This window comes from Rhodanobacter lindaniclasticus (assembly GCF_004799035.1).
GTDB lineage: Bacteria > Pseudomonadota > Gammaproteobacteria > Xanthomonadales > Rhodanobacteraceae > Rhodanobacter > Rhodanobacter lindaniclasticus.
The window spans coordinates 36903-56820 of the sequence record NZ_MWIO01000014.1 but is presented as its reverse complement, the minus strand read 5'-3'; the positions used below and the strand labels follow the sequence as shown (position 1 = coordinate 56820).

General features: G+C 67.2%; 17 protein-coding genes. 6 read left to right on the top strand and 11 right to left on the bottom strand.

Annotated features, from left to right (window positions below):
- Positions 1 to 72 precede the first annotated feature (72 nt).
- Positions 73 to 1335 (top strand): NTP/NDP exchange transporter, encoded by a 1263-nt coding sequence (locus tag B1991_RS04685; protein ID WP_136257673.1) that lies wholly within the window; start codon positions 73 to 75, stop codon positions 1333 to 1335.
- A gap of 19 nt (positions 1336 to 1354) precedes the next feature.
- On the opposite strand, the gene B1991_RS04680 is transcribed toward B1991_RS04685, so the two are convergent.
- Both B1991_RS04680 and mtgA read right to left on the bottom strand, forming a co-directional pair.
- Positions 1355 to 1783 carry a CBS domain-containing protein gene (locus B1991_RS04680; protein ID WP_136257551.1) on the bottom strand — a complete coding sequence of 143 codons (429 nt, stop codon included), beginning with the start codon at positions 1781 to 1783 and terminating at the stop codon, positions 1355 to 1357.
- An 85-nt stretch (positions 1784 to 1868) separates the two neighbouring features.
- Complete coding sequence (gene mtgA, locus B1991_RS04675) at positions 1869 to 2597, bottom strand: monofunctional biosynthetic peptidoglycan transglycosylase (RefSeq protein WP_136257550.1); 729 nt, start codon at positions 2595 to 2597, stop codon at positions 1869 to 1871.
- Between the two features lie 93 nt (positions 2598 to 2690).
- On the opposite strand from mtgA, the gene hslO reads away from it, so the two are divergent.
- A complete protein-coding gene (gene hslO, locus B1991_RS04670; protein WP_425466650.1) occupies positions 2691 to 3578 on the top strand; it encodes an Hsp33 family molecular chaperone HslO in 888 nt (295 codons plus the stop codon).
- A 99-nt stretch (positions 3579 to 3677) separates the two neighbouring features.
- Here hslO and B1991_RS04665 read toward each other — a convergent pair whose 3' ends face one another.
- Positions 3678 to 6581, bottom strand: a complete 2904-nt coding sequence (locus tag B1991_RS04665) for a bifunctional diguanylate cyclase/phosphodiesterase (RefSeq protein ID WP_136257548.1) — start codon at positions 6579 to 6581, stop codon at positions 3678 to 3680.
- A gap of 290 nt (positions 6582 to 6871) precedes the next feature.
- Between B1991_RS04665 and B1991_RS04660 the strand changes: the two genes are divergently transcribed.
- Entirely contained in the window at positions 6872 to 7765 is an 894-nt protein-coding gene (locus tag B1991_RS04660) for a hypothetical protein (RefSeq protein ID WP_425466648.1), read from the top strand.
- A gap of 100 nt (positions 7766 to 7865) precedes the next feature.
- On the opposite strand, the gene B1991_RS04655 is transcribed toward B1991_RS04660, so the two are convergent.
- The 5 genes from B1991_RS04655 to B1991_RS04635 all read right to left on the bottom strand — a co-directional run bounded on the left by B1991_RS04655 (position 7866) and on the right by B1991_RS04635 (position 12362).
- Positions 7866 to 8774, bottom strand: coding sequence for a DUF4097 family beta strand repeat-containing protein (locus tag B1991_RS04655; protein ID WP_136257546.1), 909 nt, complete (start codon positions 8772 to 8774; stop codon positions 7866 to 7868).
- A 20-nt stretch (positions 8775 to 8794) separates the two neighbouring features.
- Positions 8795 to 9223: a hypothetical protein gene (locus B1991_RS04650; protein WP_136257545.1), complete on the bottom strand. Its 429-nt coding sequence runs from the start codon at positions 9221 to 9223 to the stop codon at positions 8795 to 8797.
- Entirely contained in the window at positions 9220 to 9765 is a 546-nt protein-coding gene (locus B1991_RS04645; protein ID WP_136257544.1) for an RNA polymerase sigma factor, read from the bottom strand. The genes B1991_RS04650 and B1991_RS04645 overlap by 4 nt, the downstream gene beginning before the upstream one ends.
- A gap of 108 nt (positions 9766 to 9873) precedes the next feature.
- A complete protein-coding gene (locus B1991_RS04640; RefSeq protein ID WP_136257543.1) occupies positions 9874 to 11661 on the bottom strand; it encodes a phosphoenolpyruvate carboxykinase (GTP) in 1788 nt (595 codons plus the stop codon).
- Between the two features lie 122 nt (positions 11662 to 11783).
- Positions 11784 to 12362: a TetR/AcrR family transcriptional regulator gene (locus tag B1991_RS04635; RefSeq protein ID WP_136257542.1), complete on the bottom strand. Its 579-nt coding sequence runs from the start codon at positions 12360 to 12362 to the stop codon at positions 11784 to 11786.
- Between the two features lie 118 nt (positions 12363 to 12480).
- Between B1991_RS04635 and B1991_RS04630 the strand changes: the two genes are divergently transcribed.
- The 3 genes from B1991_RS04630 to B1991_RS04620 are packed head-to-tail and all read left to right on the top strand — an operon-like array spanning position 12481 to position 16357.
- A complete protein-coding gene (locus B1991_RS04630) occupies positions 12481 to 13380 on the top strand; it encodes an alpha/beta fold hydrolase (RefSeq protein WP_136257541.1) in 900 nt (299 codons plus the stop codon).
- Between the two features lie 17 nt (positions 13381 to 13397).
- Positions 13398 to 15848 (top strand): acyl-CoA dehydrogenase, encoded by a 2451-nt coding sequence (locus B1991_RS04625; protein ID WP_136257540.1) that lies wholly within the window; start codon positions 13398 to 13400, stop codon positions 15846 to 15848.
- Positions 15849 to 15883: 35 nt separating this feature from the next.
- Complete coding sequence (locus B1991_RS04620; protein WP_136257539.1) at positions 15884 to 16357, top strand: hotdog fold domain-containing protein; 474 nt, start codon at positions 15884 to 15886, stop codon at positions 16355 to 16357.
- Between the two features lie 3 nt (positions 16358 to 16360).
- On the opposite strand, the gene B1991_RS04615 is transcribed toward B1991_RS04620, so the two are convergent.
- The 3 genes from B1991_RS04615 to B1991_RS04605 all read right to left on the bottom strand — a co-directional run bounded on the left by B1991_RS04615 (position 16361) and on the right by B1991_RS04605 (position 19907).
- Entirely contained in the window at positions 16361 to 17266 is a 906-nt protein-coding gene (locus B1991_RS04615) for a CPBP family intramembrane glutamic endopeptidase (protein ID WP_136257538.1), read from the bottom strand.
- A 77-nt stretch (positions 17267 to 17343) separates the two neighbouring features.
- On the bottom strand, positions 17344 to 18945 hold the full coding sequence (locus B1991_RS04610) for a peptide chain release factor 3 (protein WP_136257537.1): 1602 nt from the start codon (positions 18943 to 18945) through the stop codon (positions 17344 to 17346).
- Positions 18946 to 19061: 116 nt separating this feature from the next.
- Positions 19062 to 19907, bottom strand: coding sequence for a GIY-YIG nuclease family protein (locus B1991_RS04605; protein ID WP_136257536.1), 846 nt, complete (start codon positions 19905 to 19907; stop codon positions 19062 to 19064).
- Between the last annotated feature and the right edge of the window lie 11 nt (positions 19908 to 19918).

Here is a 19918-nt window from a genome sequence, read left to right as displayed (position 1 = left end):
TTGCCGCGCCCCACGCCGGATGTGCCCGTGAGTTTGCCCCGCCAAGCCGTTGAGGAACAAGCTGCCGCGCCGCTGCTGTCCGCGCTGGCGTTCTTCTTCGTGATGACGTCGTATTACATCATCCGGCCGGTCATGGGCCAGCTGAGCGGTGCGGTCGGCTCGCAGTCGCTGCCGCTGTTCTACGGTGCGGTGTTCGTGGTGATGCTGCTGCTGACGCCGGTGTTTGGCATGCTGGTGGCGCGCTTCCCGCGCAGGCAATTGCTGGGCTGGAGCTACAGCTTTTTCATCTTGTGCCTGCTCGCGTTCGTGCCGGCGTTCATGGCGCAGGATCGCATCGGGGCGCGCGAGCTGGGCGTGGTGTTCTTCGTCTGGGCCAGCGTGTTCAACCTGTTCGTCGTGTCGCTGTTCTGGAGCTTCATGGCCGACATCTTCTCCAGCGGCCAGGCACGGCGGGTGTTTTCGCTGATCGCCTTGGGTGGCATGGCTGGTGCGATCTTCGGTCCGCTGTTGACCAAGCTGCTGGTAAGGCTGATCGGGGTAGCGCCGTTGTTGGTGGTTTCCGCGTGCGCGCTGGCTCTTTCGCTGGCGTTTTTGCTGCGGCTTTCCGCGCAACACGATCAGCGGTTGGGCAGCGCTGGTGAGGCAGCGATCGGCGGTTCGTTGTGGGCCGGGCTCAAGGAGTTGTGGTCGCGTCCGTTCCTGCGTTACATGGCCTTGCTGATGTTGTTCGGCGATGGCATCGGCACGCTGGTCTATGCGCTGATGGCCGACTACGCCAAGGCGCATTTCGTCGACGCGGTGGCGCGCACGGCGTTCTACAGCAACCTCGACCTGGCCACGAACTTGTTCGGTGCGGTCATGCAACTGAGCTTGACCCGCTGGCTGTTGATTCGCCATGGCGCGGGCTGGGGCCTGCTGCTGCCCGCCCTGGTGAATGTGGCGCTTCTGGGCGCGGTGGCACTCGTCGGCGGCGGCGAGCTGGCCGTGTTCGGTTATGGCATGCCCGTGCTGGGGCTGATGCAGGTGATCACGCGCGGTTTCGCCTATGGCATGACCAAGCCCGCGGTGGATGCGTTGTATACGCGTGTGCCGCGCGAGACGCGCTACAAGGGCAAGAACTTCGTCGAGACGGCGGTGTGGCGCTTCGGTGACGTGGTGGTGACCAGCGCGGTGAGCGGCTTGCGCATGCTGGGCTGGGGCGTCAGCGGCCTGGCTCTGGCCGGCGTCGGCGTCGCCACGCTGGCGGCGGTGGTGGCCAGGCGTGCCGGCTGGTCGCCGGATCTGGCGCCGGACGAACACGCGTCCGCGGACGGAGAGGTGAAAGCACTGGCTTGAGTCGGTGCTTTCCCGAATCTCAACTCGTGATGTAACGCTGCAGGTGCTCGATCTGCTCGGCCTGGGCGTCGATCACCGCCTTGACCAGGTCGCCGATCGAGATCACGCCGACCAGCTTGCCGTCCTCGACCACCGGCAGGTGGCGGATACGGCTGTCGGTGCACAAGCGCATGCAGTCGAACACGTCGGTATCCGGGCCGACCGTGATCGGCGTGCCGGACATGATGTCCGACACGGCGGTCTGCGAGGAGGATTTGCCCTGCAGGATCACCTTGCGCGCGTAATCGCGCTCGGAGACCACGCCGACCAGCTCGCCGTTCGCCAGCACCAGCAGCGCGCCGATGCGGTGTTCGGCCATTCGCTTGATCGCCTCCAGCACGGGAGCATCGGGTGCCACGCTGAAGATGGTGCTGCCCTTGGCTTGCAGCAGGTGCTTGACTTGACTCATCTCGGGTCTCCTGGCGGTGGCCGTCGGTTGTCCGGTTCGAGTCTATCGCGCGGAGGCGTTGGCGTGTAGTGACGGGTGGCGCCGCCTATTTCGGCGACGGCACATCGAGGTAGCCCGGGCCGCCCAGTTGCTGCATCTGCTGCTCGATCCATGCGGTGCGGCGCTGCACGTAGGCGCTGGGGCGGTCGACGTGCAGCCGGCGCGGGCTGGGCAGCACCGCGGCGAGGCGCGCGGCCTGGGCCGGCCCCAGGTTCGCCGGCGTGGTGTGGAAGTACGCTTCGCTGGCGGCGCCCACGCCGTAGATGCCGTTGCCCAGCTCGGCGATGTTCATGTACACCTCGAGGATGCGCCGCTTCGGCCAGGTCAGCTCGATCAGCACGGTGAAATAGGCCTCCAGTCCCTTGCGCACGAAGCTGCGGCCGTTCCACAGGAACAGGTTCTTGGCAGTCTGCTGGCTGATCGTGCTGGCGCCGCGCAGGCGCTTGCCGTCGTCGGCTGCGTCGATCGCCTGGTTGATGGAGTCGAAATCGAAACCGTGGTGGTAGGGAAACTTCTGGTCCTCGCCGGCCACCATCGCCAGCGGCACCCAGGACGAGACCCGCTTCCACGGTACCCAGTGCTGGCGCAGGCGGAAGTTCTTCTCTCCGTGCAGCCACGCGCCGAGCTGGCGCTCGACCATCACCGCCGAGGTCAGCGGCGGCACGAAGCGCAGGATCAGCACCGCCAGCCAGGTCGATCCCAGCCAGGCCAGGGCGAGGATACCCAGCCAGCGAAGCAGCTTGCGCCATCGGGTTCGACGTGAGGATGAAGACATCGCCGCAGTATACGAGGCGTTGTGCCGAGGTCGTGTCGACCCCATCTGAGCGGGTTCCCCTGCCTGTTTCCGCGAGAACCGCCCATGCCCGTGCTGTCCGACGATGACGTGATGTACCGCTTCCTGCTGCCGCGTGCCGGCGTGCGCGGCGCGCTGGTGCGCCTGGGCGGTTCGTGGCGCGAGGTGGCCGGTCGCGCCGACTATCCGCCGACGCTGCGCGCGCTGCTGGGCGAGACGCTGGTGGCCAGCGCGTTGCTCACGGGCAACATCAAGCTCGACGGCGCATTGTCGATCGAGCTGAAGAGCGCGTCCGCGCTGCGCCTGCTGTTCGCCGAGTGCGACGACTGCGGACGCCTGCGTGGCCTGGCGCGCTGGCACGAGCCGCTGCCCGAGCCGCTGGCGCTGAACGACCTGGCCGGGGCGGTCATGGCGATCACCATGGGCAACGTCGAACGTGGCCAGCGCTACCAGGGCCTGGTCGAGCTGCGCGAGCCCGGCCTGGCCGCGTCGCTGGAGAATTACTTCCGGCAGTCGGAGCAGTTGCCGGCGCGTTTCCTGCTGGCGACCGGCGCCGGACAAGCGGTCGGCCTGATGTTGCAGAAGATGCCCGACGAGGGTGGCCATGCCACGGATGTCGATCACGATGCCTGGAACCGCGTGCTGCAGCTGACCGCGACGCTGGGTGTGGACGAATTGCTCGCTACCCCGGCCGAGCAGTTGCTGTTTCGCCTGTACCACGAGGAGTCCGTGCGCCTGCTCGAGACGCGCGTGCTGGCCTTCGGCTGCAGCTGCAGCCGCGAACGGGTCAGCGCAATGCTGCGCTCGCTGGGGCGTGACGAGGTGGAAGCCGCGCTGGCTGCGCGTGACGGCGAGATCGAGGTGGTCTGCGAATTCTGCGCGCAACGCTACGCGTTCGACCGCATCGATGCGGAGCACCTGCTGAGCGACAGTGCCGCCCCCGGCACGGCGGAAACGCAGTAGGAGCCCGCTCGCGGGCGATGCTCTTGCTCCCCTGTTCCCTGTCCCGGCTCAAAGGCATCGCCCGCCAGCGGGCTCCTGCATCTATTGGGGGGCGGGACGTCAGGCCGGCAGCAGCGGGCTGTTGGCGGCCAGCCAGGTGCTGGCCGGCTGCGGCGAGGCGAACAGGAACCCCTGGCCGAAGCGGCAACCGACCCGCAGCAGGGCCTGCCGCTGCGACTCCTGCTCGATGCCTTCGGCGATCACCTTCATGTGCAGCGAATCGGCCAGCACCTGGATGGCGCGCACCAGGGCCAGGCCCTGGGTGTCGCTGTCGTCCGGCGGCAGTTCGACGATGAAGGAGCGGTCGATCTTCAGGCTCTCGAACGGATACTGGTGGAGATAGCTGAGCGAGGAATAACCGGTGCCGAAATCGTCCAGCGCGATGCCGACGCCGTGGTTGCGCAGATTCTTCAGAATCCGCTTCACCTGGGTGGGATTTTCCAGCAGCGCGTGCTCGGTCACCTCGATGCGGATGCAATGGGTGGGCACGGCGTACTGGTCTAGCAGGGCGAGCAGGCGCTGGTCGAGATCGACCGAGCGGAAATGCCGCCCGGACACGTTGATGCTGATGAAACCCTCGGTACCGATCAGGCGCACGGCCTGGATGCAGACCTGTTCGAAGATCTGCCAGTCGATCGCCTCGGCGCAGCCGCATTCCTCCGCGATCAGCAGGAAGTCATGCGGCGGCAGCAGGCCGCGTTGCGGGTGGTGCCAGCGCAGCAGCGCCTCGTAGCCGACGATGCGGCCGTCGGAGAGGTCGACGATGGGCTGGTAGTACGGTTCGAATTCGTTGCGGCTCAGCGCGTGGCGCAGGTCGCTTTCCATATCCAGCAGGGACAGCGCCTCGCGGCGCAGGCGGTCGTCGAACATCGCCGCGCGATGGCGGCCGCCATCCTTGGCGTTGTACATCGCCGCATCGGCGTCGCGCAGCAGTTCCTCCGGCTGGCGATAATGCGGCGCGGACAGTGCGATGCCGATCGAGGCGGAGGTGAAGATCTCCTTGGTACCCAGCCGGAACGGCGTCTGCAACTCGTGGATGATGCGTTCGGCGATCAACGAGGCCTTGTCGGTGTTGGTGATGCCCTCCAGCAGCACGGCGAACTCGTCGCCGCCCAGGCGCGCGACCACGTCGCGGGTCTTGAGGCAGGCGCGGATGCGGCCGCCGACCTGGAACAGCAGGTCATCGCCGATCAGGTGACCGACGGAATCGTTGATCACCTTGAAGCGATCCAGATCGATGAACAGCACGGCGAACTGTTCCTCGCGGTTCGCCGCGTAGCGCTGCATCGCCTGCTCCAGCCGCTGCAGCAGCAGCGTGCGGTTGGGCAGGCCGGTGAGCGAGTCGTGCAGGGTCTCGTACTTCAGCCGGCGCTCCACCCGCTCGCGCTCGGCGATCTGCTCGCGCAGGTCGCGGTTGGCCAGCGCCAGTGCGCGGGTGCGTTCGGTGACCCGGCGCTCCAGCCCGGCGTTGGCCTGCTTGAGCGAATGGGCCGCCTGCTTGCGTTGCAGGGCGTTGGCCACGTGGTAGCTGACGAAGGTCAGCAGCTCCTGGTCGCGCTCGCTGTAGTTGTGCGCCGGCGAATAGCTTTGCAGGGTCAGCACGCCGATGGCCTTGCCGGCACAGATCAGCGGCACGCCAAGCCAGCAGACCGACGGCGCGCCAAAGTGGGCGATCTCGCCCGCGGCGTGCAGCTTGTCGATCAGCTCGGGCGTGGCCAGCAGGGGCCGGGCGGTGCGCAACACGTACTCGGTCGCGCCGCGGCCGTGCATGCGGGCCGGGCGCACGCGGTCGACCTCGTCGACCGAGTAGGGGAACGTCAGCTGGCCGGTGTCCTCGTCCAGCAAGGCGATGTAGAAGTTGCGCGCATACAACAGGCCGCTGATCACCTGGTGCACGGCGGCGTAGAACTTGTCGAGGCTTTCCGAGGTGCTGGCCAGTTCGGCGATCCGGAACAGTGCCGCCTGCAGGCGCTCGCCGCGCTGGCGCTGCAACACCTGCTGGCGCAGCACCCGGTTGGCCTCGCGCAAGGCCGCGGTGCGGTCGGTGACGCGGCGGCCGAGTTCCAGGTGCGCCTCGCGCCGCTCCAGCGCCGTCTGCACGTGCTGCGCCACGTAGTTGAGCAGCTCCATGTCGTGGCGCGAGTAATGCGTGTCCGGGCGATAGCTCTGCACCACGATGCCGCCGGCCACCTGGCCGTCGCGCAGCATCGGCACGCCCAGCCAGTCCTCGCAGCGCGCGCCGAACAGGCGGAAGCGTTCACCCAGCTGCAGCACCAGGTCATCGAGCGAACCCATCATCGGGCGCCCTCCGCGCAGCAGGTTCCAGGTCAGGCTGTACTCCATGTCCTGCAGCGGCATTGGCTGGTTGAGCACGGGCAGGTCGGTGTCGACGATGTCCACGCAATAGGTGAAGCGGACCTGGTCGGTGGCCGGGTCGTACAGCACGATGTAGAAATTCTCCGCATACATCAGGCTGCTGACGATCGCGTGCAGCGAGCGCATCATCTGCGGCATGTCGTGCTCGGCGCTGGCCTGGTCGGCAATCGCGTACAGCGCGCGCTGCAGGCGCTCGGCCAGCGCCAGGCGGGAGATCGCCTCGTACAGCCGGCTAGTCTCGGCCAGCTGGCGCAGGCGGATGTCGGCCAGGCGCCCCAGCCACTGCAGCGATTCCCGCGCTGCGGGAGTCAGCGGCACCTCGTCCCATGCCAGCGACAAGGTGTGCGGGACCTGGGGGTCTTCGGCCAGATCCAGCCATTTTTCGCCCGGGCCGTCGCCGATGTCGTCGGGGCGGCGCCAGTGCAGGCGGCCGCAAATACCGAGCTGATCCAGTATCAGCTCGCAGATATCCATCACCGCGGCTGCATCGGCCGCCTCGAACAGTCGTTCGACAGCGCCGTTCAGGGTCACGACATCCCGGGCCGCAACGGGCGGCTGGGATGATCGGATCGTCGGGCTGGCGCTCATGGCTGGTGGTCGGTTCCGGAACGATTTGACGGGGCGACGTCAAATGGCCTTTATACAGGGTGGATTGCCGCTCCTGCCAGCGGGATCATAGCGGGAACCTGGCCTGGCCGAATGTGTCAAAGCTTGACACAGCAGCTCATGCAACTGTGCGCTGGGGCGGGTTTTGGGCTGTTAGCAAAACGTAAAACGCGCTACAATCCCGTCACACGACGCTCCCTGCGGGGAGTCATGGGTGATTGCCGTTCCACCGACTTGGAGTTCCGCCCCAAACCATGCGTCGCCTGTCTGCCATGCTCTCGATTCTGCTGCTGCCGCTTGCGGCGGCCGGGCAGTCCGTGGCTGGTGATGCGGCGCAGGCTGCGCAGCTGCTGTCGCAGCCGCAGAACGGCGCGGGTCTGGCCAATGTCGATCAGGCAGCCTCGAGCGTCCCGCTGTGGCGTGACGACCATGGCCGCATGCTGATTCTCAAGGCCGATCGGAACCCGTCGGACGATTCCGCCACATCCTTGTATTCGCCGCTGCTGATGCAGCCGGACGCCGACAATTCGATGGCGGCCGGCCTGCAGTACGGCGTCGGCCCGTTGCAGGCGCACGCACGGGTCAGCCAGCGCTCGTGGCTCAACCATGGCATGCGCGTGCTCGGCAGCGAAGTGGGCGCCACCTACGACGCCGGCGATTACAGCGTGGGCCTGAGCGTGGGTACCACCAGCACGCCGCATCGCAACGTGCCGCTGCCGCGCGTGCTGCCAGGTGCGGCGCCGGGTGGCCTGTACAGTTTCGACAGCAGCAACCAGCTCAATGCCCGGGGCCGCCTGGCCTTGGGCAAGCAGACCGGCATCGATCTCGGCGCCAGCGTGGGCCGCGTGCATCTGTTGCCAGGCAACCTGCTCGGCATCAACGTGCTCGACCAGAAGGCACTGAGCTTCGGCGTCGATCACGGTCCGTTGAGCGGCATGCTCACCGGCCGCACCATGCAGCCCGAAGCCGGCGTGCCCGGCAGCCTGTACGGCGACCGGCGCTGGAACAGCATCGACCTGGGCGTGACCTGGCGTCTGCCGTGGCGCGGCTCGTTGAGCGTCGGCGCGCAGAACCTGTGGTCGTCCGGCACGCCGGCGAACACGCCGGTCGGCCCGGAGCCGGACCAGTCGCGCACACCTTACGTGCAGTACCACCAGGATCTCTGAGGCAGGTTCGCGCTTCTCGCGAAACCTCTGACGCCACCGCCTCCGCGGTGGCGTTTTTGCATCGGCGGTCGCCATGCGAGGAGTCCGCCGTGGCGCCGGATCAATCCTGTCTGCGTACGCGGAGGTCGCCGCTGAAGGTCTCGAGGTGGATCTTGCCGTCGCCGGCGCCGATGCTCGTGTCGAGCGAGCTGCCGGGGCCGCGGTCGGCTTCGATCGGTTTGCCGAAGTCGCTGCGCAGGTCGCCGCTGAAGCTGCTCGCATGCAGTTTGGCCGAGGTGTCCGCCGGCAGGCGCAACTGGACGTCGCCGCTCATGCTGTCGACGTCGATGTTGCCGCCGGCGGCGAGCTTGCCGGACAGCTGCACGTCGCCGGACACGGTGCTCACGGTAAGCGCTTGCCACGGACCGCCACCCACCTGGATGCGGCCGGAGATGGTTTCCAGCCTGGCCGTGTGGCCCAGCGCCGGGGCGAGGATTTCGCCGCTCACGGTTTGCAGCGAGGCCTTGTCGACCTGCCCGGAAAGCTCGATGCCGCCGCTGACGCTGTCGATGTCCAGCTGGGGAGTACGCGCGTGGATGCGGGCGTTGCCGCTGATCGTGTTGACCTTGATGTCGCCGCCATCGAGCCCGTCGACCACCAGCGGTGCACTGATCACCTTGACGTCCAGCGTAGTGCCGCGCGGCACGTGCAGTTCCAGCGTGGTCGGTGCCATGCGGCTGTCGCTGCCGAAATTGAACCGGCCGGAGCCGGAGCCGTTTTGCGGCTCGACCTTGATCGAGAGCCGGTCGTTGTCGCCGGTGATCTGCAGCGGCTTGGCGCCGTCGCCGAGCTCGCCGCCGACCTGGACCTCGTTGCGGTCCCAGGCGGTGACGTTCACCGAACCGGCGATGTTGCTGATGCTGACTCGCGCGTTGGCGCTTGCGGCGTGTTGCAGCTGGATCGGGGTGCCGGCCAGCGCATCGCCGATGCACAGGCACAACAGCAGGGGCAGGCAATGTGCGGTTTTCATGGCTTCTCCTCGGGTGGTCATCAGCTGGCGCGGTCGGCCAGCTGGCGCAATTGCGCCTGTTGTCGTTCGGTGTGACGCAGCAGGCGCTGCAGCGCCGCGGAATCCGGTGCCTGTTCGATCGCCAGCTGCAGTTCGAGACGTGCGGCGTCCAGTTCGAGGGCGGCGCCGGCCAGACGCGGATCGGCGGGCTTCCAGTGCGTGTCGTGTGCCGCGTCGGCCGACTCGACCGGTGCGCTTGGCGCGAACCACGCATGCCAGCTCACGCCTGCCACCAGCAGCAGCGACGCGGCCAGGGCAACGCCTGCCAAAGTGCGCCGCCGCGTCGCCCGAGTCGGCGACCGGGTGGCAACCTGGTCCAGTGCGGCGTCGATTGCCGGCCACAGGTCACGGCGCGGTGCCTGCGCTTGCTGCAGCTCGCGCATCCGGCGTCGCCATTCGAATTCGTTCATGCGTTGTCTCCCAGCGTCTTGCGCAGCAACTGGCGCGCGCGATGCAGTTGTGCCTTCGAAGTGCCCACGGCCATGCCCAGTTCGTCGCCGATGTCCTCGTGCCGCCAGCCTTCGATGTCGTGCAACACCAGCACGGCGCGGGCGCGCGGCGGCAGCTTGCCGATGGCTTGTTCCAGTTCCTGTCGCTCGGCCGCGCAGAACGGCGTCTCGCCGTTGTCCGGCAGGTGCTCGTCGTCCACCACGCGCACCGGATCGGCACCGCGTGCGCGGATGTCCATCAGCGCCACGTTGACCGCCAGGCGATACAGCCAGGTGCCGAAGGAGCTCTCGTGACGGAAGCCGGGCAACTTCTGCCAGGCGCGGATGAAGGCGTCCTGGGTGAGGTCCTCGGCCCGCGCGTGGTCGTAGCCGGCCAGCCGGTGCAGCGCGCCGTAGACGCGGCCGACATGCAGTGCGTACAGGCGCTGGAAGGCACGACGGTCGCCCGCGGCTGCGGCGCGCACGTCGTCGCCGTCATGCGCGGCGCTGGAGACAGGCGGCATCAGGCTTCCGGAGGCAGGGCAGGCGGCGATCATCTTGCCAGCTTGGATGCCGCGGGGTGCGAAAGGGTTTGAAGCGGGTGGGCCGTGCAGGCCCACCCGCCACCCGCGTCAGGACGCCGCGGCGCGGCGTGCCGGCAGCCTGGCCGCTTCGCCTTGCAGTGCCTGCGCTACGCGCTGTTGCTCGCGGGCCAGTTGCTCCGGCAGGCGCGGGGTGAAGCTGGCCAGGTACTCGCCGATGGCGGCCAGTTCGGCCTGCCAGCCGGCCTGGTCCACGTCGAGCAGTTCATCCAGCTTGGCGGGCTCCAGCTTGAGCCCGTCCAGCTTGAGCTCGCCCTCGCCCGGCAGGATGCCGATCGGAGTCTCGACGCCGCCCACGCGGCCCTCGACGCGGTCGATCATCCACTCCAGCACGCGCAGGTTGTCGCCGAAGCCCGGCCACAGGAACTTGCCGTCGGCACCCTTGCGGAACCAGTTGACGTGGAAGACCTTCGGCAGCTTCGCGCCCGGCCGGTCGAACGACAGCCAGTGCGCGAAGTAGTCGCCGTAGTGGTAGCCGCAGAACGGCTTCATTGCCATCGAGTCGCGGCGCAGCACGCCGACCGCACCGGTGGCGGCGGCGGTGGTTTCCGAGCCCATCGCCGCGCCCATCAGCACGCCGTGGTTCCAGTCGCGCGCCTCCATCACCAGCGGCAGCAGCGAGGGCCGGCGTCCGCCGAACACGATCGCGCTGATCGGCACGCCTTGCGCCGCTTCGGACTGCGCCGACCAGGTCGGGCACTGCTTCGCGCTGACCGTGAAGCGGGAATTGGGGTGCGCGGCCGGGCCGTTGGCCGGGTCGTACGGACGCCCCTGCCAGTCGGTGACGGGCGTGCCGGGCAGGCCTTCCCACCACGGCTGGTTGTCGGCGGTGACGGCGACGTTGGTGAAGATGGTGTCGTGCGAGATGCTCTGCATCGCATTGTGGTTGGTGGCGTCGCTGGTGCCCGGCGCCACGCCGAAGAAGCCGGCCTCCGGGTTGATCGCGTACAGCCGTCCGTCCGCACCGGGGTGCATCCAGCAGATGTCGTCGCCGATCGTCCACACCTTCCAGCCGTCGCGCCGGTAGCCTTCCGGCGGAATCAGCATCGACAGGTTGGTCTTGCCGCAGGCGGAGGGGAACGCGGCGGCGACGTAGTGCGTCTCGCCGCGCGGGTTCTCGATGCCGACGATCAGCATGTGTTCGGCCAGCCAGCCTTCCGTGCGCGCCTGGTTGCTGGCGATGCGCAGCGCGTGGCACTTCTTGCCCAGCAGTGCGTTGCCGCCGTAGCCGGAGCCGTAGGACTTGATGCTGAGTTCGGCCGGGAAGTGCATGATCCAGCGGCGCTCGGGATCGAGCTCGCCGATGGAGTGCAGGCCCTTGACGAACGTGCCTTCGCGCTCGATGCGTGCCTGCGCGGCGGCGCCCATGCGGGTCATGATCCGCATGTTGGCGACCACGTACGGGCTGTCGGTGATCTCCACCCCGCAGCGTGCCAGCGGCGAGTCGATCGGGCCCATGCAGTACGGGATCACGTACATGGTGCGGCCTTCCATGCAGCCGTCGAACAGCGCGTCGATCTTGGCGTGTGCCTCGGCCGGATCCATCCAGTGGTTGTTCGGGCCGGCGTCTTCCCGGTTCGGATGGCAGACCAGGGTGAGGTGCTCGACGCGGGCCACGTCCTTCGGATCGGAGCGATGCAGATAGCAACCCGGGTGGGTGGTCTGGTTCAGTTCGATCAGGGTGCCGTCGGCCAGCATCTGCTGCACCAGCGACTGATACTCGTCCTGCGACCCGTCACACCAATGAATGCGGGCAGGGCGGGTCAACGCCGCCGCCTGGTCGACCCATTGAGTGAGCGCTTCCAGCTTGCTGGTCATCATGTCCCTCGAAAGGCTTGTGGAAAAATGGAAGCGGCACGGTAGTTTGCGTGCACTGGTATTGCAAGGAACGGCGCAGCAAGAACGGCGCCGGATGGCGCCGGGTGGCCATCGGAGGGGGATTACGCCGGGGTGAGCGTGGCGATCATGTGTTCGACGTAGGCGTCGAACTCCTCGTGGCTCAGGCGCGGCAGACCCAGGGTGAAGTTCAGTTGCAGGAAGCCGACGTAGGCGGCATAGGTCAGCCGCGCGCGGTTCAGTGCCTGCGCTGGCGGGAGGCCGGCCTCGCGATACACGGTGGTGAGGAATTCCATGCGCCGCTGCGAGACGCGTGCCATCACCGGCACCACCTGCGGGTGATCCAGCGCCTTGAGCAGTGCGGCGTAGACGCGATGCGGCTGCAATTCGTGTGCGACCCGGCGGAACAGCTCGGGCAGGCGCTGGCGCGGGTCGGCGATCTGTTCGATCTGGCCGATGATTTCCCGCTCGCCGTACTGTTCCCAGCGCTCCATCGCCGCATTGAGCAGCGCCTCACGGGTGCGGAAATGCCAGTAGAAGCTGCCCTTGGTCACGCCGAGGTGGCGCGCCAGGGCTTCCACTGCCAAGGCTCCCACGCCCTGGTCGGCGATCATCTGCAGGGCGGCCAGTTCCCAATCCTCGGCCGACAGGCGCGTGCGTTCCGGCTTGCTGCTGACATTCATGTCCGTATGGTAGCCACACGTCGGGCATTTGTAATGGGGGCCGCGTCGACCTGGCGACGGTGGGCGCGCGTGCCCGGACGGTTGACGGCCGTCGCGCCAGCAATCCATACTCATCCGTATGGTCAGTCAGATTCCGAAGCCGCATACCGTCGAGCGCGTTGCCATGGGCGATCTGCGGCTCGCGGTGGAAACGTGGAACCCGCAGGGGGCGCCGAGCCTGCTGTTCGCGCACGGTTTCGGCCAGACCCGCGGCGCGTGGAAGGCCAGCGCCGCGGCGCTGGCCCGCGGCGGCTGTCGCTGCGTCACCTTCGACGCGCGCGGCCATGGCGAGAGCGATCGGGTGGTGGCCACCGCCGGTTATCACATGGACCAGTTCGCCGACGATTTGCTGCAGCTGGCCGCGGCGCAGCCGCAGCCGCCGATCCTGGTCGGCGCTTCGATGGGCGGTCTGCTGGGCATCGTCCTGGCCGGCGAGCGACGACCTTCGCCGTTTCGTGCGCTGGTGCTGGTCGACATCACGCCGCGCTGGGAAACCGCCGGCGTGCAACGCATCCTCGCCTTCATGCAGGCGCACCCCGACGGCTTCGCCAACTACGCCGACGCCGCCGAGCAGGTCGCCGCCTACCTGCCGCAGCGACGCGAACGCAAGAGCGCCGAACAGCTGCGCCCGCTGCTGCGCGAGGGCACCGATGGCCGGCTGCGCTGGCACTGGGACCCGGCCCTGCTGGCTGGCGACCTGGTGCAGGAGAGCGAGCGCTACCAGCCGCGCCTGCTGGCGGCGGCGGCGAAGATCGACGTGCCGGTGCTGCTGCTGTCCGGTGGCCGCAGCGACGTCGTCTCGCGCGGCACCGTGGACGAGTTCCTGCAACTGGTGCCGCAAGCGCGCCATGTCGAGCTGACGCACGCCACGCACATGGTGGCCGGCGACGCCAATGACGCCTTTACGCATGAAGTGATCCACTACGTGCGCAGCCTTGAAACCCCCGCGACGCCGCGTACCGCCGGCGCCGCCCCCTGACCCGAAGAGGTGTTGAGATGTCCGTGTTGCTGACCTTGCTGGCGGCGTTGCTTGCCTCCGGTGTCTGCGCCTACCACCGCACCAGCCTGCGTACCTGGGCCATCGTCACCGTCGTCGCCACCATCGTGGTGGGCCTGCTGGCGCGCGCGCCGGCCTCGATGGTGATCCTGCTGATCATCGAGCTGGCGATCGCGCTGCCGTTGCTGATGGTGGACTTCCGCCGCAAACAGATCAGCGCGCCGCTGCTGAAGATGTTCGCGAACGTCACGCCGAAGCTTTCCGAAACCGAGCAGACCGCGCTGGAAGCCGGCACGGTGGGTTTCGAGGGCGAGCTGTTCTCCGGCAAGCCGGACTGGCATGAACTGCTGAAGCAGCCCAAGCCCGAGCTCTCCGTGGAGGAACAGGCCTTCATGGACGGCCCGGTGGAAGAGTTGTGCGCGATGATCGACGACTGGCAGATCACCCACGAACTGGCCGACCTGCCGCCGAACGTGTGGGAGTTCATCAAGAAGAACAAGTTCTTCGGCATGATCATTCCCAAGCAGTACGGCGGCCTGCAGTTCTCCGCGCTGGCGCATTCGGCGGTGCTGCAGAAGCTGTCCACGATGTCGGCCACGGTGTCCTCGACCGTGGCGGTGCCCAACTCGCTGGGCCCGGCCGAACTGCTGCTGCACTACGGCACCGACGAGCAGAAGAACCACTACCTGCCGCGCCTGGCGGTGGGCGAGGAAATCCCCTGTTTCGCGCTGACCGGACCCTACGCCGGCTCCGATGCCACCTCGATTCCGGACGTGGGCATCGTGTGCAAGCAGATGGTCGACGGCGTGGAGACGCTGGGGCTCAAGCTCACCTTCGACAAGCGCTACATCACGCTGGCGCCGATCGCCACCGTGGTGGGCCTCGCGTTCCGCATGTACGACCCCGAGCACCTGCTGGGCGAAGAAGAGGACCTGGGCATCAGCCTGGCGCTGCTGCCGCGTTCGACGCCGGGGCTGCAGATCGGCCGCCGCCATTTCCCGCTGAACATCCCGTTCCAGAACGGCCCGGTGCAGGGCAAGGACGTGTTCGCGCCGCTGTCGGTGTTGATCGGCGGCCCGAAGATGGCCGGCCACGGCTGGCGCATGCTGGTCGAGGTGCTCTCGGTGGGCCGCGCGATTTCGTTGCCGTCCAACGCCACCGGCGGCATGCGCGCCTCGGCGCTGGCCACCGGCACCTATGCGCGCATGCGCAAGCAGTTCGGGCTGGCGGTCGCCCGCTTCGAGGGCGTCGAGGAGGCATTGGCGCGCATCGGCGGGCTGGCCTACGCCACTACCGCGTTGTCGCGGGCCACTGCGGCGGCGGTCGATCGCGGCGAGAAGCCGGCGGTCACCTCGGCGATCGCCAAGTACCACGCCACCGAATGGGCACGCCAGGTGGCGGCCGACACGATGGACGTGCACGGCGGCAAGGCGGTGCAGCTCGGTCCGAAGAACTACGCCGGCCGCGGCTGGTCCGCGGTGCCGATCGCGATCACGGTGGAGGGCGCCAACATCATGACGCGCAGCCTGATGATCTTCGGCCAGGGCGCGATCCGCTGCCATCCCTACGTGCTGAAGGAAATGCAGGCGCTGTCGATCGCCGACCGCGGCGAGCAGCTGAAGGTGTTCGACCGCCTGTTGTTCAGCCACATCGGCTTCGGCATCTCCAACGCCGTGCGCAGCTTTGCGATGGCCTTGAGCGGTGCGCAACTCGGCGAGGCGGCGGGCGATGCGTACACGCGGCGCTATTACCGCAAGCTGGATCGCTACTCGGCCGCGCTGGCGCTGTGCGCCGACGTCTTCATGGGCGTGCTCGGCGGCAAGCTGAAGTTCAAGGAGAAGTTGTCCGCGCGCCTGGGCGACGTGCTGAGCTACCTGTACATCGCCAGTGCCATGCTCAAGCAGTACGAGGACAACGGTCGCCCGCAGGCCGACCGCCCGATGCTGGCCTGGGCCTTCCACCAGTGCATGTGGCTTACCCAGAACGCGCTGGACGGCGCGATCCGCAACTTCCCGGTGCGCCCGGTGGCGTGGTTGCTGCGCGCCCTGGTGTTCCCGTTGGGGCGGCGCGAAGTGCCGCCGTCCGACCGGTTGGGGCGTCGCGTGGCGGCGCTGCTCACCGCGCCGAACGAGGCGCTCGACCGACTCACCGCCTGGGTCTACACCACGCCCACGCCGAACAACACCGTCGGCCGCATGAAGGCGCTGTTGCCGGACGTGATCGCCGCCGAGCCGGTCGATCGCAAGTTCGGCAAGGCGCAGAAAGCCGGCCAGTTCAGCTCGCACGATTACCTGGACCAGCTCGCCGAGGCGCTGCAGGCTGGAGTGATCTCCCAGGCCGAGGCCGATCTGCTCAAGCGCGTGCGCGAGGGCGTGTTCGAGTTCATCTCGGTGGACGATTTCGATACCGACGAGATGCGTGCGTTCAAGACGCGCGCCGACGCCGAGTGAATCGTGCCGGCCGGTTCCAGTTCGGAGGGTGACCGATGAGCGCCTCGGTACTGTCGCTGTATCGGCGCATCACGCGCTGGCCCGCCGGCCACTGGCTCTTCTCGCGACTGATCTGCCTGAAGGCGCCGTACTTCACCACCATCGCGCCGCGCTTCGTGATGCTGCAGCCGGGCCGCTGCGAGGTGCGTATCCGCGATCGCCGGCGCGTACACAACCACATCGGCACGGTGCATGCGATAGCGCTGTGCAATCTGGCCGAGCTCAGCGCCGGGATGATGGCCGAGGCAACCGTGCCGGCGGACATGCGCTGGATACCCAAGGGCATGAACGTCGAGTACCTGAAGAAGGCAGTCGGCACGATGCACGGCACGGCAACGCCGGAGGCGGCCGCGCCTGCCAGCGGCGCGAGCCAGGAGTGGCCGGTCAAGGTCGAGGTGGTCGATGACGCGGGCGAGACGGTGTTCCGGGCGCGCGTGCTGATGTGGCTGTCGCCGCGCAAGCGCAGCTGAGCTTTACGGATTCCGACGCCGCCAGCACGGCGGCACGATGCTGCCGCGACGCAGGGCAAACACCAGCAGGCCCAGCGAACAAAGCGTGCACAACGTCAGCGCGACCACCGACGCCTCGGCGCCGAACACGCCTCCGCTCAGCCAGTCCGGGCCGCTGCGGCTGGAAACCAGCCAGCCTTCCGCCGGCGAGCCCGACACCGGAATGCCGTAGATCGTGCCCTGGGCGAAGTTCCATGCCGCGTGCACGCCCATGCATACCGGCAGCGAGCGCGTCACGTGATAGAGCAGGCCGAACAGCAGGCCCGCCTCGATCGCGATCTCCGCCGAGCTCCACAGCGTGGCGCCGGGGTTGGCGATGTGCACCGCGCCGAACAGCAGGGCCGACAGGGCCAGCGCCCACCAGGTGCCCAGGCCTTCCTCGACGATGCGGAACATCACGCCGCGGAACATGATCTCCTCGCCGATGCCGGCGCCCAGCCCCACCACCAGCAACGCACCCAGCCAGGGCGCATCCGCGCGGATGGCCTCCACGTGGTAGCTGCCGGCCAGCCACAAGGCCGCCACCACGGCGCTGAACAGGACCAGCCCGACCAGCATGCCCCGCAAACCCTGCGGCAGCAGCGTGCGTGGCGCCAGCTCGGCGAGCGGCCGGCGTTCGATCAGCCTCACCAGGATCAGGTACGCCGCCAGCGGCACCAGCGCCCGCACGACGAACTGTGCCAGGTGGCGCAGCAACACCGGCGTGTCCTTGCCCAGGCCCAGTGCGAAGAAGACGAACTGCATGGCCACCATGAGGCCCACCAGCCACGCCACGAAGATCGCGATCCGCGCCGGCGGAGAGAACAGCAGCCAGCGCTGCCATCGAGGCGCCGTGGCCGGTGTGGAAAACGCCAACCTCTGTTGTTGCATGCAGCATCCCCTTGTGTGGGCACCCAAGTTAACGGCGCGCCGATGTGCTGGCCAGCGGGGCTGGGCGTCCGGTTTTCTCAGGCTTCCACGGAAGCGGCATGCTCGCGCGTGGCGGCGAAGCGCACCTGCGGCCAGCGCTCCTGCGCCAGTTGCAGGTTGACTCGGGTGGGCGCGATGTAGACCAGCTCGCCGGCCGCGTCCAGCGCCAGGTTCATCGCGTTCTTCTCGCGGAACTCCTCCAGCTTCTTCGGGTCGTCGCAGTGCACCCAGCGCGCGGTGGTCACCGTCACCGGCTCGAAGCTGGCGTCCACGTTGTACTCGTCCTTCAGCCGGTAGGCGACCACCTCGAACTGCAGCACGCCGACCGCGCCCAGGATCAGGTCGTTGGACATCAGCGGGCGGAAGAACTGGGTGGCGCCTTCCTCGGAAAGCTGCGCCAAACCCTTCTGCAGCGCTTTCATCTTCAGCGGGTCGCGCAGCCGCGCGCGACGGAACAACTCGGGGGCGAAGTTGGGGATGCCGGTGAAGGTGACCAGCTCGCCCTCGGTGAAGGTGTCGCCGATGGTGATGGTGCCGTGGTTGTGCAGGCCGATCACGTCGCCGGGGTAGGCGGTCTCGACGATCTCGCGGTCCGAGGCCATGAAGGTCAGCGCATTGGCGATGCGCACCTCCTTGTTGGTGCGCGTCTGGATCATCTTCATGCCGGCCGAGTAGGTGCCCGAGCACACGCGCATGAAGGCCACGCGGTCGCGGTGCGCCGGGTCCATGTTCGCCTGGATCTTGAACACGAAGCCGGAGAGCTTCTCCTCCTCCGGCTGGATCTCGCGCGTGGTGGTGGCGCGCGGGCGCGGGCTGGGCGCGTGCTCGACGAAGAAGTCCAGCAGCAGCTGCACGCCGAAGTTGTTCACCGCCGAACCGAAGAACACCGGCGTCTGCCGGCCGGCCAGGTATTCGTCGAGGTCGAACGAGGGCGCGGCGCCCTGCACCAGTTCCAGTTCCTCGCGCAGCTCGCGCATCGCCTCGGCGCCGATCTTCTCGGCCAGGCCGGGCGCATCGAGGCCCTGGAAGATGGTCGAATCCTGCCGGGCGAAATTCTTGCCCGGCTCGAAGATGTGCACCTCGTCCAGCGCCAGGTGGTACACGCCCTTCAGCCGCTTGCCCATGCCGATCGGCCAGGTCAGCGGCGCGCAGGCGATGCCCAGCACCGACTCCACCTCGTCCAGCAGCTCGATCGGCGAGCGGCCTTCGCGGTCGAGCTTGTTGATGAAGGTCATGATCGGCGTGTCGCGCAGGCGGCACACCTCCATCAGCTTGATCGTGCGCTCCTCCACGCCCTTGGCGCAGTCGATCACCATCAGCGCCGAGTCCACCGCGGTCAGCACGCGGTAGGTGTCCTCGGAGAAATCCGCGTGTCCCGGCGTGTCGAGCAGGTTGACGATCTTGCCCTCGTACGGGAACTGCATCACCGACGAAGTCACCGAGATGCCGCGCTCCTTCTCCAGCGCCATCCAGTCCGAAGTGGCGCTGCGCGACGTCTTGCGACTCTTCACCGAGCCGGCCATCTGGATCGCCCCGCCGAACAGCAGCAGCTTCTCGGTCAGCGTGGTCTTGCCCGCGTCAGGATGGCTGACGATGGCGAAGGTGCGGCGGCGGCGGGTTTCTTGGAGATGCGAGGACATGTAGGCGGGTCGGCTGGAGCGCGAACCGGCAATTATAGCGTGAATCGGTCGATGGCCTCAGTGCAAGTATTCGATGGGCATTTGCAATCGCCCCAAAACGAGTATGGGGGGCTAAGTCATGCGGCCTCCAACTCTTTCAGAGTGCGCCCATGCTTATTTTTCCATGCTGTTCTTCCGTTAGCGGTCCCGCCGTGAATAACGGCGGCTGCCGCACTGGGACTAGAGAATTCGGTATCTCGCACGAAGGTGTAGTGGTCATTGCTCACCGCCAAGGTTCCTTCTTCAATGAGGCGCCTACGTGCATTCACAACCCATGGGTATTGCTGAGCGGACGCGCGTTCTTCCAGGACGGCCTGTGATCCAGCAAGCACGACGATTCCATTTGGTGTGAGGTGCCCAATCGCGCGAAGACTGTGGATTTCACAGAGAAGCATTTCTTGCTCGGATTTGACTTCGGGACGTGAAGAGAGGGGTACCAGCACCTCGACGCCTAAGGCGGGGAGCAATTGGTGGATCTTTTCCAAGAAGATTTCCATATCTTCACGGTCTGACTCGGGAAGGCGTGAGCCGCTGCCTTGATTGTTCTTTATGGCTGCCCTGCTGGCGGCTTTGATTTGTTCGATGAGCCGGCCTTCCAGGTAGCGAATGTGCGATTTCGTCAGGTTCTCGTCCTTGCTTGTAAAGAAAACGATATGGTTCCAAAAATCCTTTTCCAGGTGACTCCTGACTCTGTCCCGAATTGACTCGGCCTCGCCGACATAGACGGCTAGCTGCCCCGTATCAGGATCATTACCGGTAAGGAAATAGATGCCAGAACTAGCTGACTCGTCCCGTAGCAAAACTGTATCGAACTCGGTTCGTGGGCCGGCGACTGCTTTGCCCGTCCAATTTGATATTTCAGCTGTGCGGAGCCTTTTGGGGTCGCCATGAACTAGAAAGATCTTGATCGTTGCGCTTGCCATTTTCGTTCTTC

Coding starts and splice junctions, on each gene's coding strand:
- B1991_RS04680 (WP_136257551.1), bottom strand. CDS start 1,783: ATGAGTCAAGTCAAGCACCTGCTGCAAGCCAAGGGCAGCACCATCTTC.
- mtgA (WP_136257550.1), bottom strand. CDS start 2,597: ATGTCTTCATCCTCACGTCGAACCCGATGGCGCAAGCTGCTTCGCTGG.
- B1991_RS04665 (WP_136257548.1), bottom strand. CDS start 6,581: ATGAGCGCCAGCCCGACGATCCGATCATCCCAGCCGCCCGTTGCGGCC.
- B1991_RS04660 (WP_425466648.1), top strand. CDS start 6,872: ATGCTCTCGATTCTGCTGCTGCCGCTTGCGGCGGCCGGGCAGTCCGTG.
- B1991_RS04655 (WP_136257546.1), bottom strand. CDS start 8,774: ATGAAAACCGCACATTGCCTGCCCCTGCTGTTGTGCCTGTGCATCGGC.
- B1991_RS04650 (WP_136257545.1), bottom strand. CDS start 9,223: ATGAACGAATTCGAATGGCGACGCCGGATGCGCGAGCTGCAGCAAGCG.
- B1991_RS04645 (WP_136257544.1), bottom strand. CDS start 9,765: ATGCCGCCTGTCTCCAGCGCCGCGCATGACGGCGACGACGTGCGCGCC.
- B1991_RS04640 (WP_136257543.1), bottom strand. CDS start 11,661: ATGACCAGCAAGCTGGAAGCGCTCACTCAATGGGTCGACCAGGCGGCG.
- B1991_RS04635 (WP_136257542.1), bottom strand. CDS start 12,362: ATGAATGTCAGCAGCAAGCCGGAACGCACGCGCCTGTCGGCCGAGGAT.
- B1991_RS04630 (WP_136257541.1), top strand. CDS start 12,481: ATGGTCAGTCAGATTCCGAAGCCGCATACCGTCGAGCGCGTTGCCATG.
- B1991_RS04625 (WP_136257540.1), top strand. CDS start 13,398: ATGTCCGTGTTGCTGACCTTGCTGGCGGCGTTGCTTGCCTCCGGTGTC.
- B1991_RS04620 (WP_136257539.1), top strand. CDS start 15,884: ATGAGCGCCTCGGTACTGTCGCTGTATCGGCGCATCACGCGCTGGCCC.
- B1991_RS04615 (WP_136257538.1), bottom strand. CDS start 17,266: ATGCAACAACAGAGGTTGGCGTTTTCCACACCGGCCACGGCGCCTCGA.
- B1991_RS04610 (WP_136257537.1), bottom strand. CDS start 18,945: ATGTCCTCGCATCTCCAAGAAACCCGCCGCCGCCGCACCTTCGCCATC.
- B1991_RS04605 (WP_136257536.1), bottom strand. CDS start 19,907: ATGGCAAGCGCAACGATCAAGATCTTTCTAGTTCATGGCGACCCCAAA.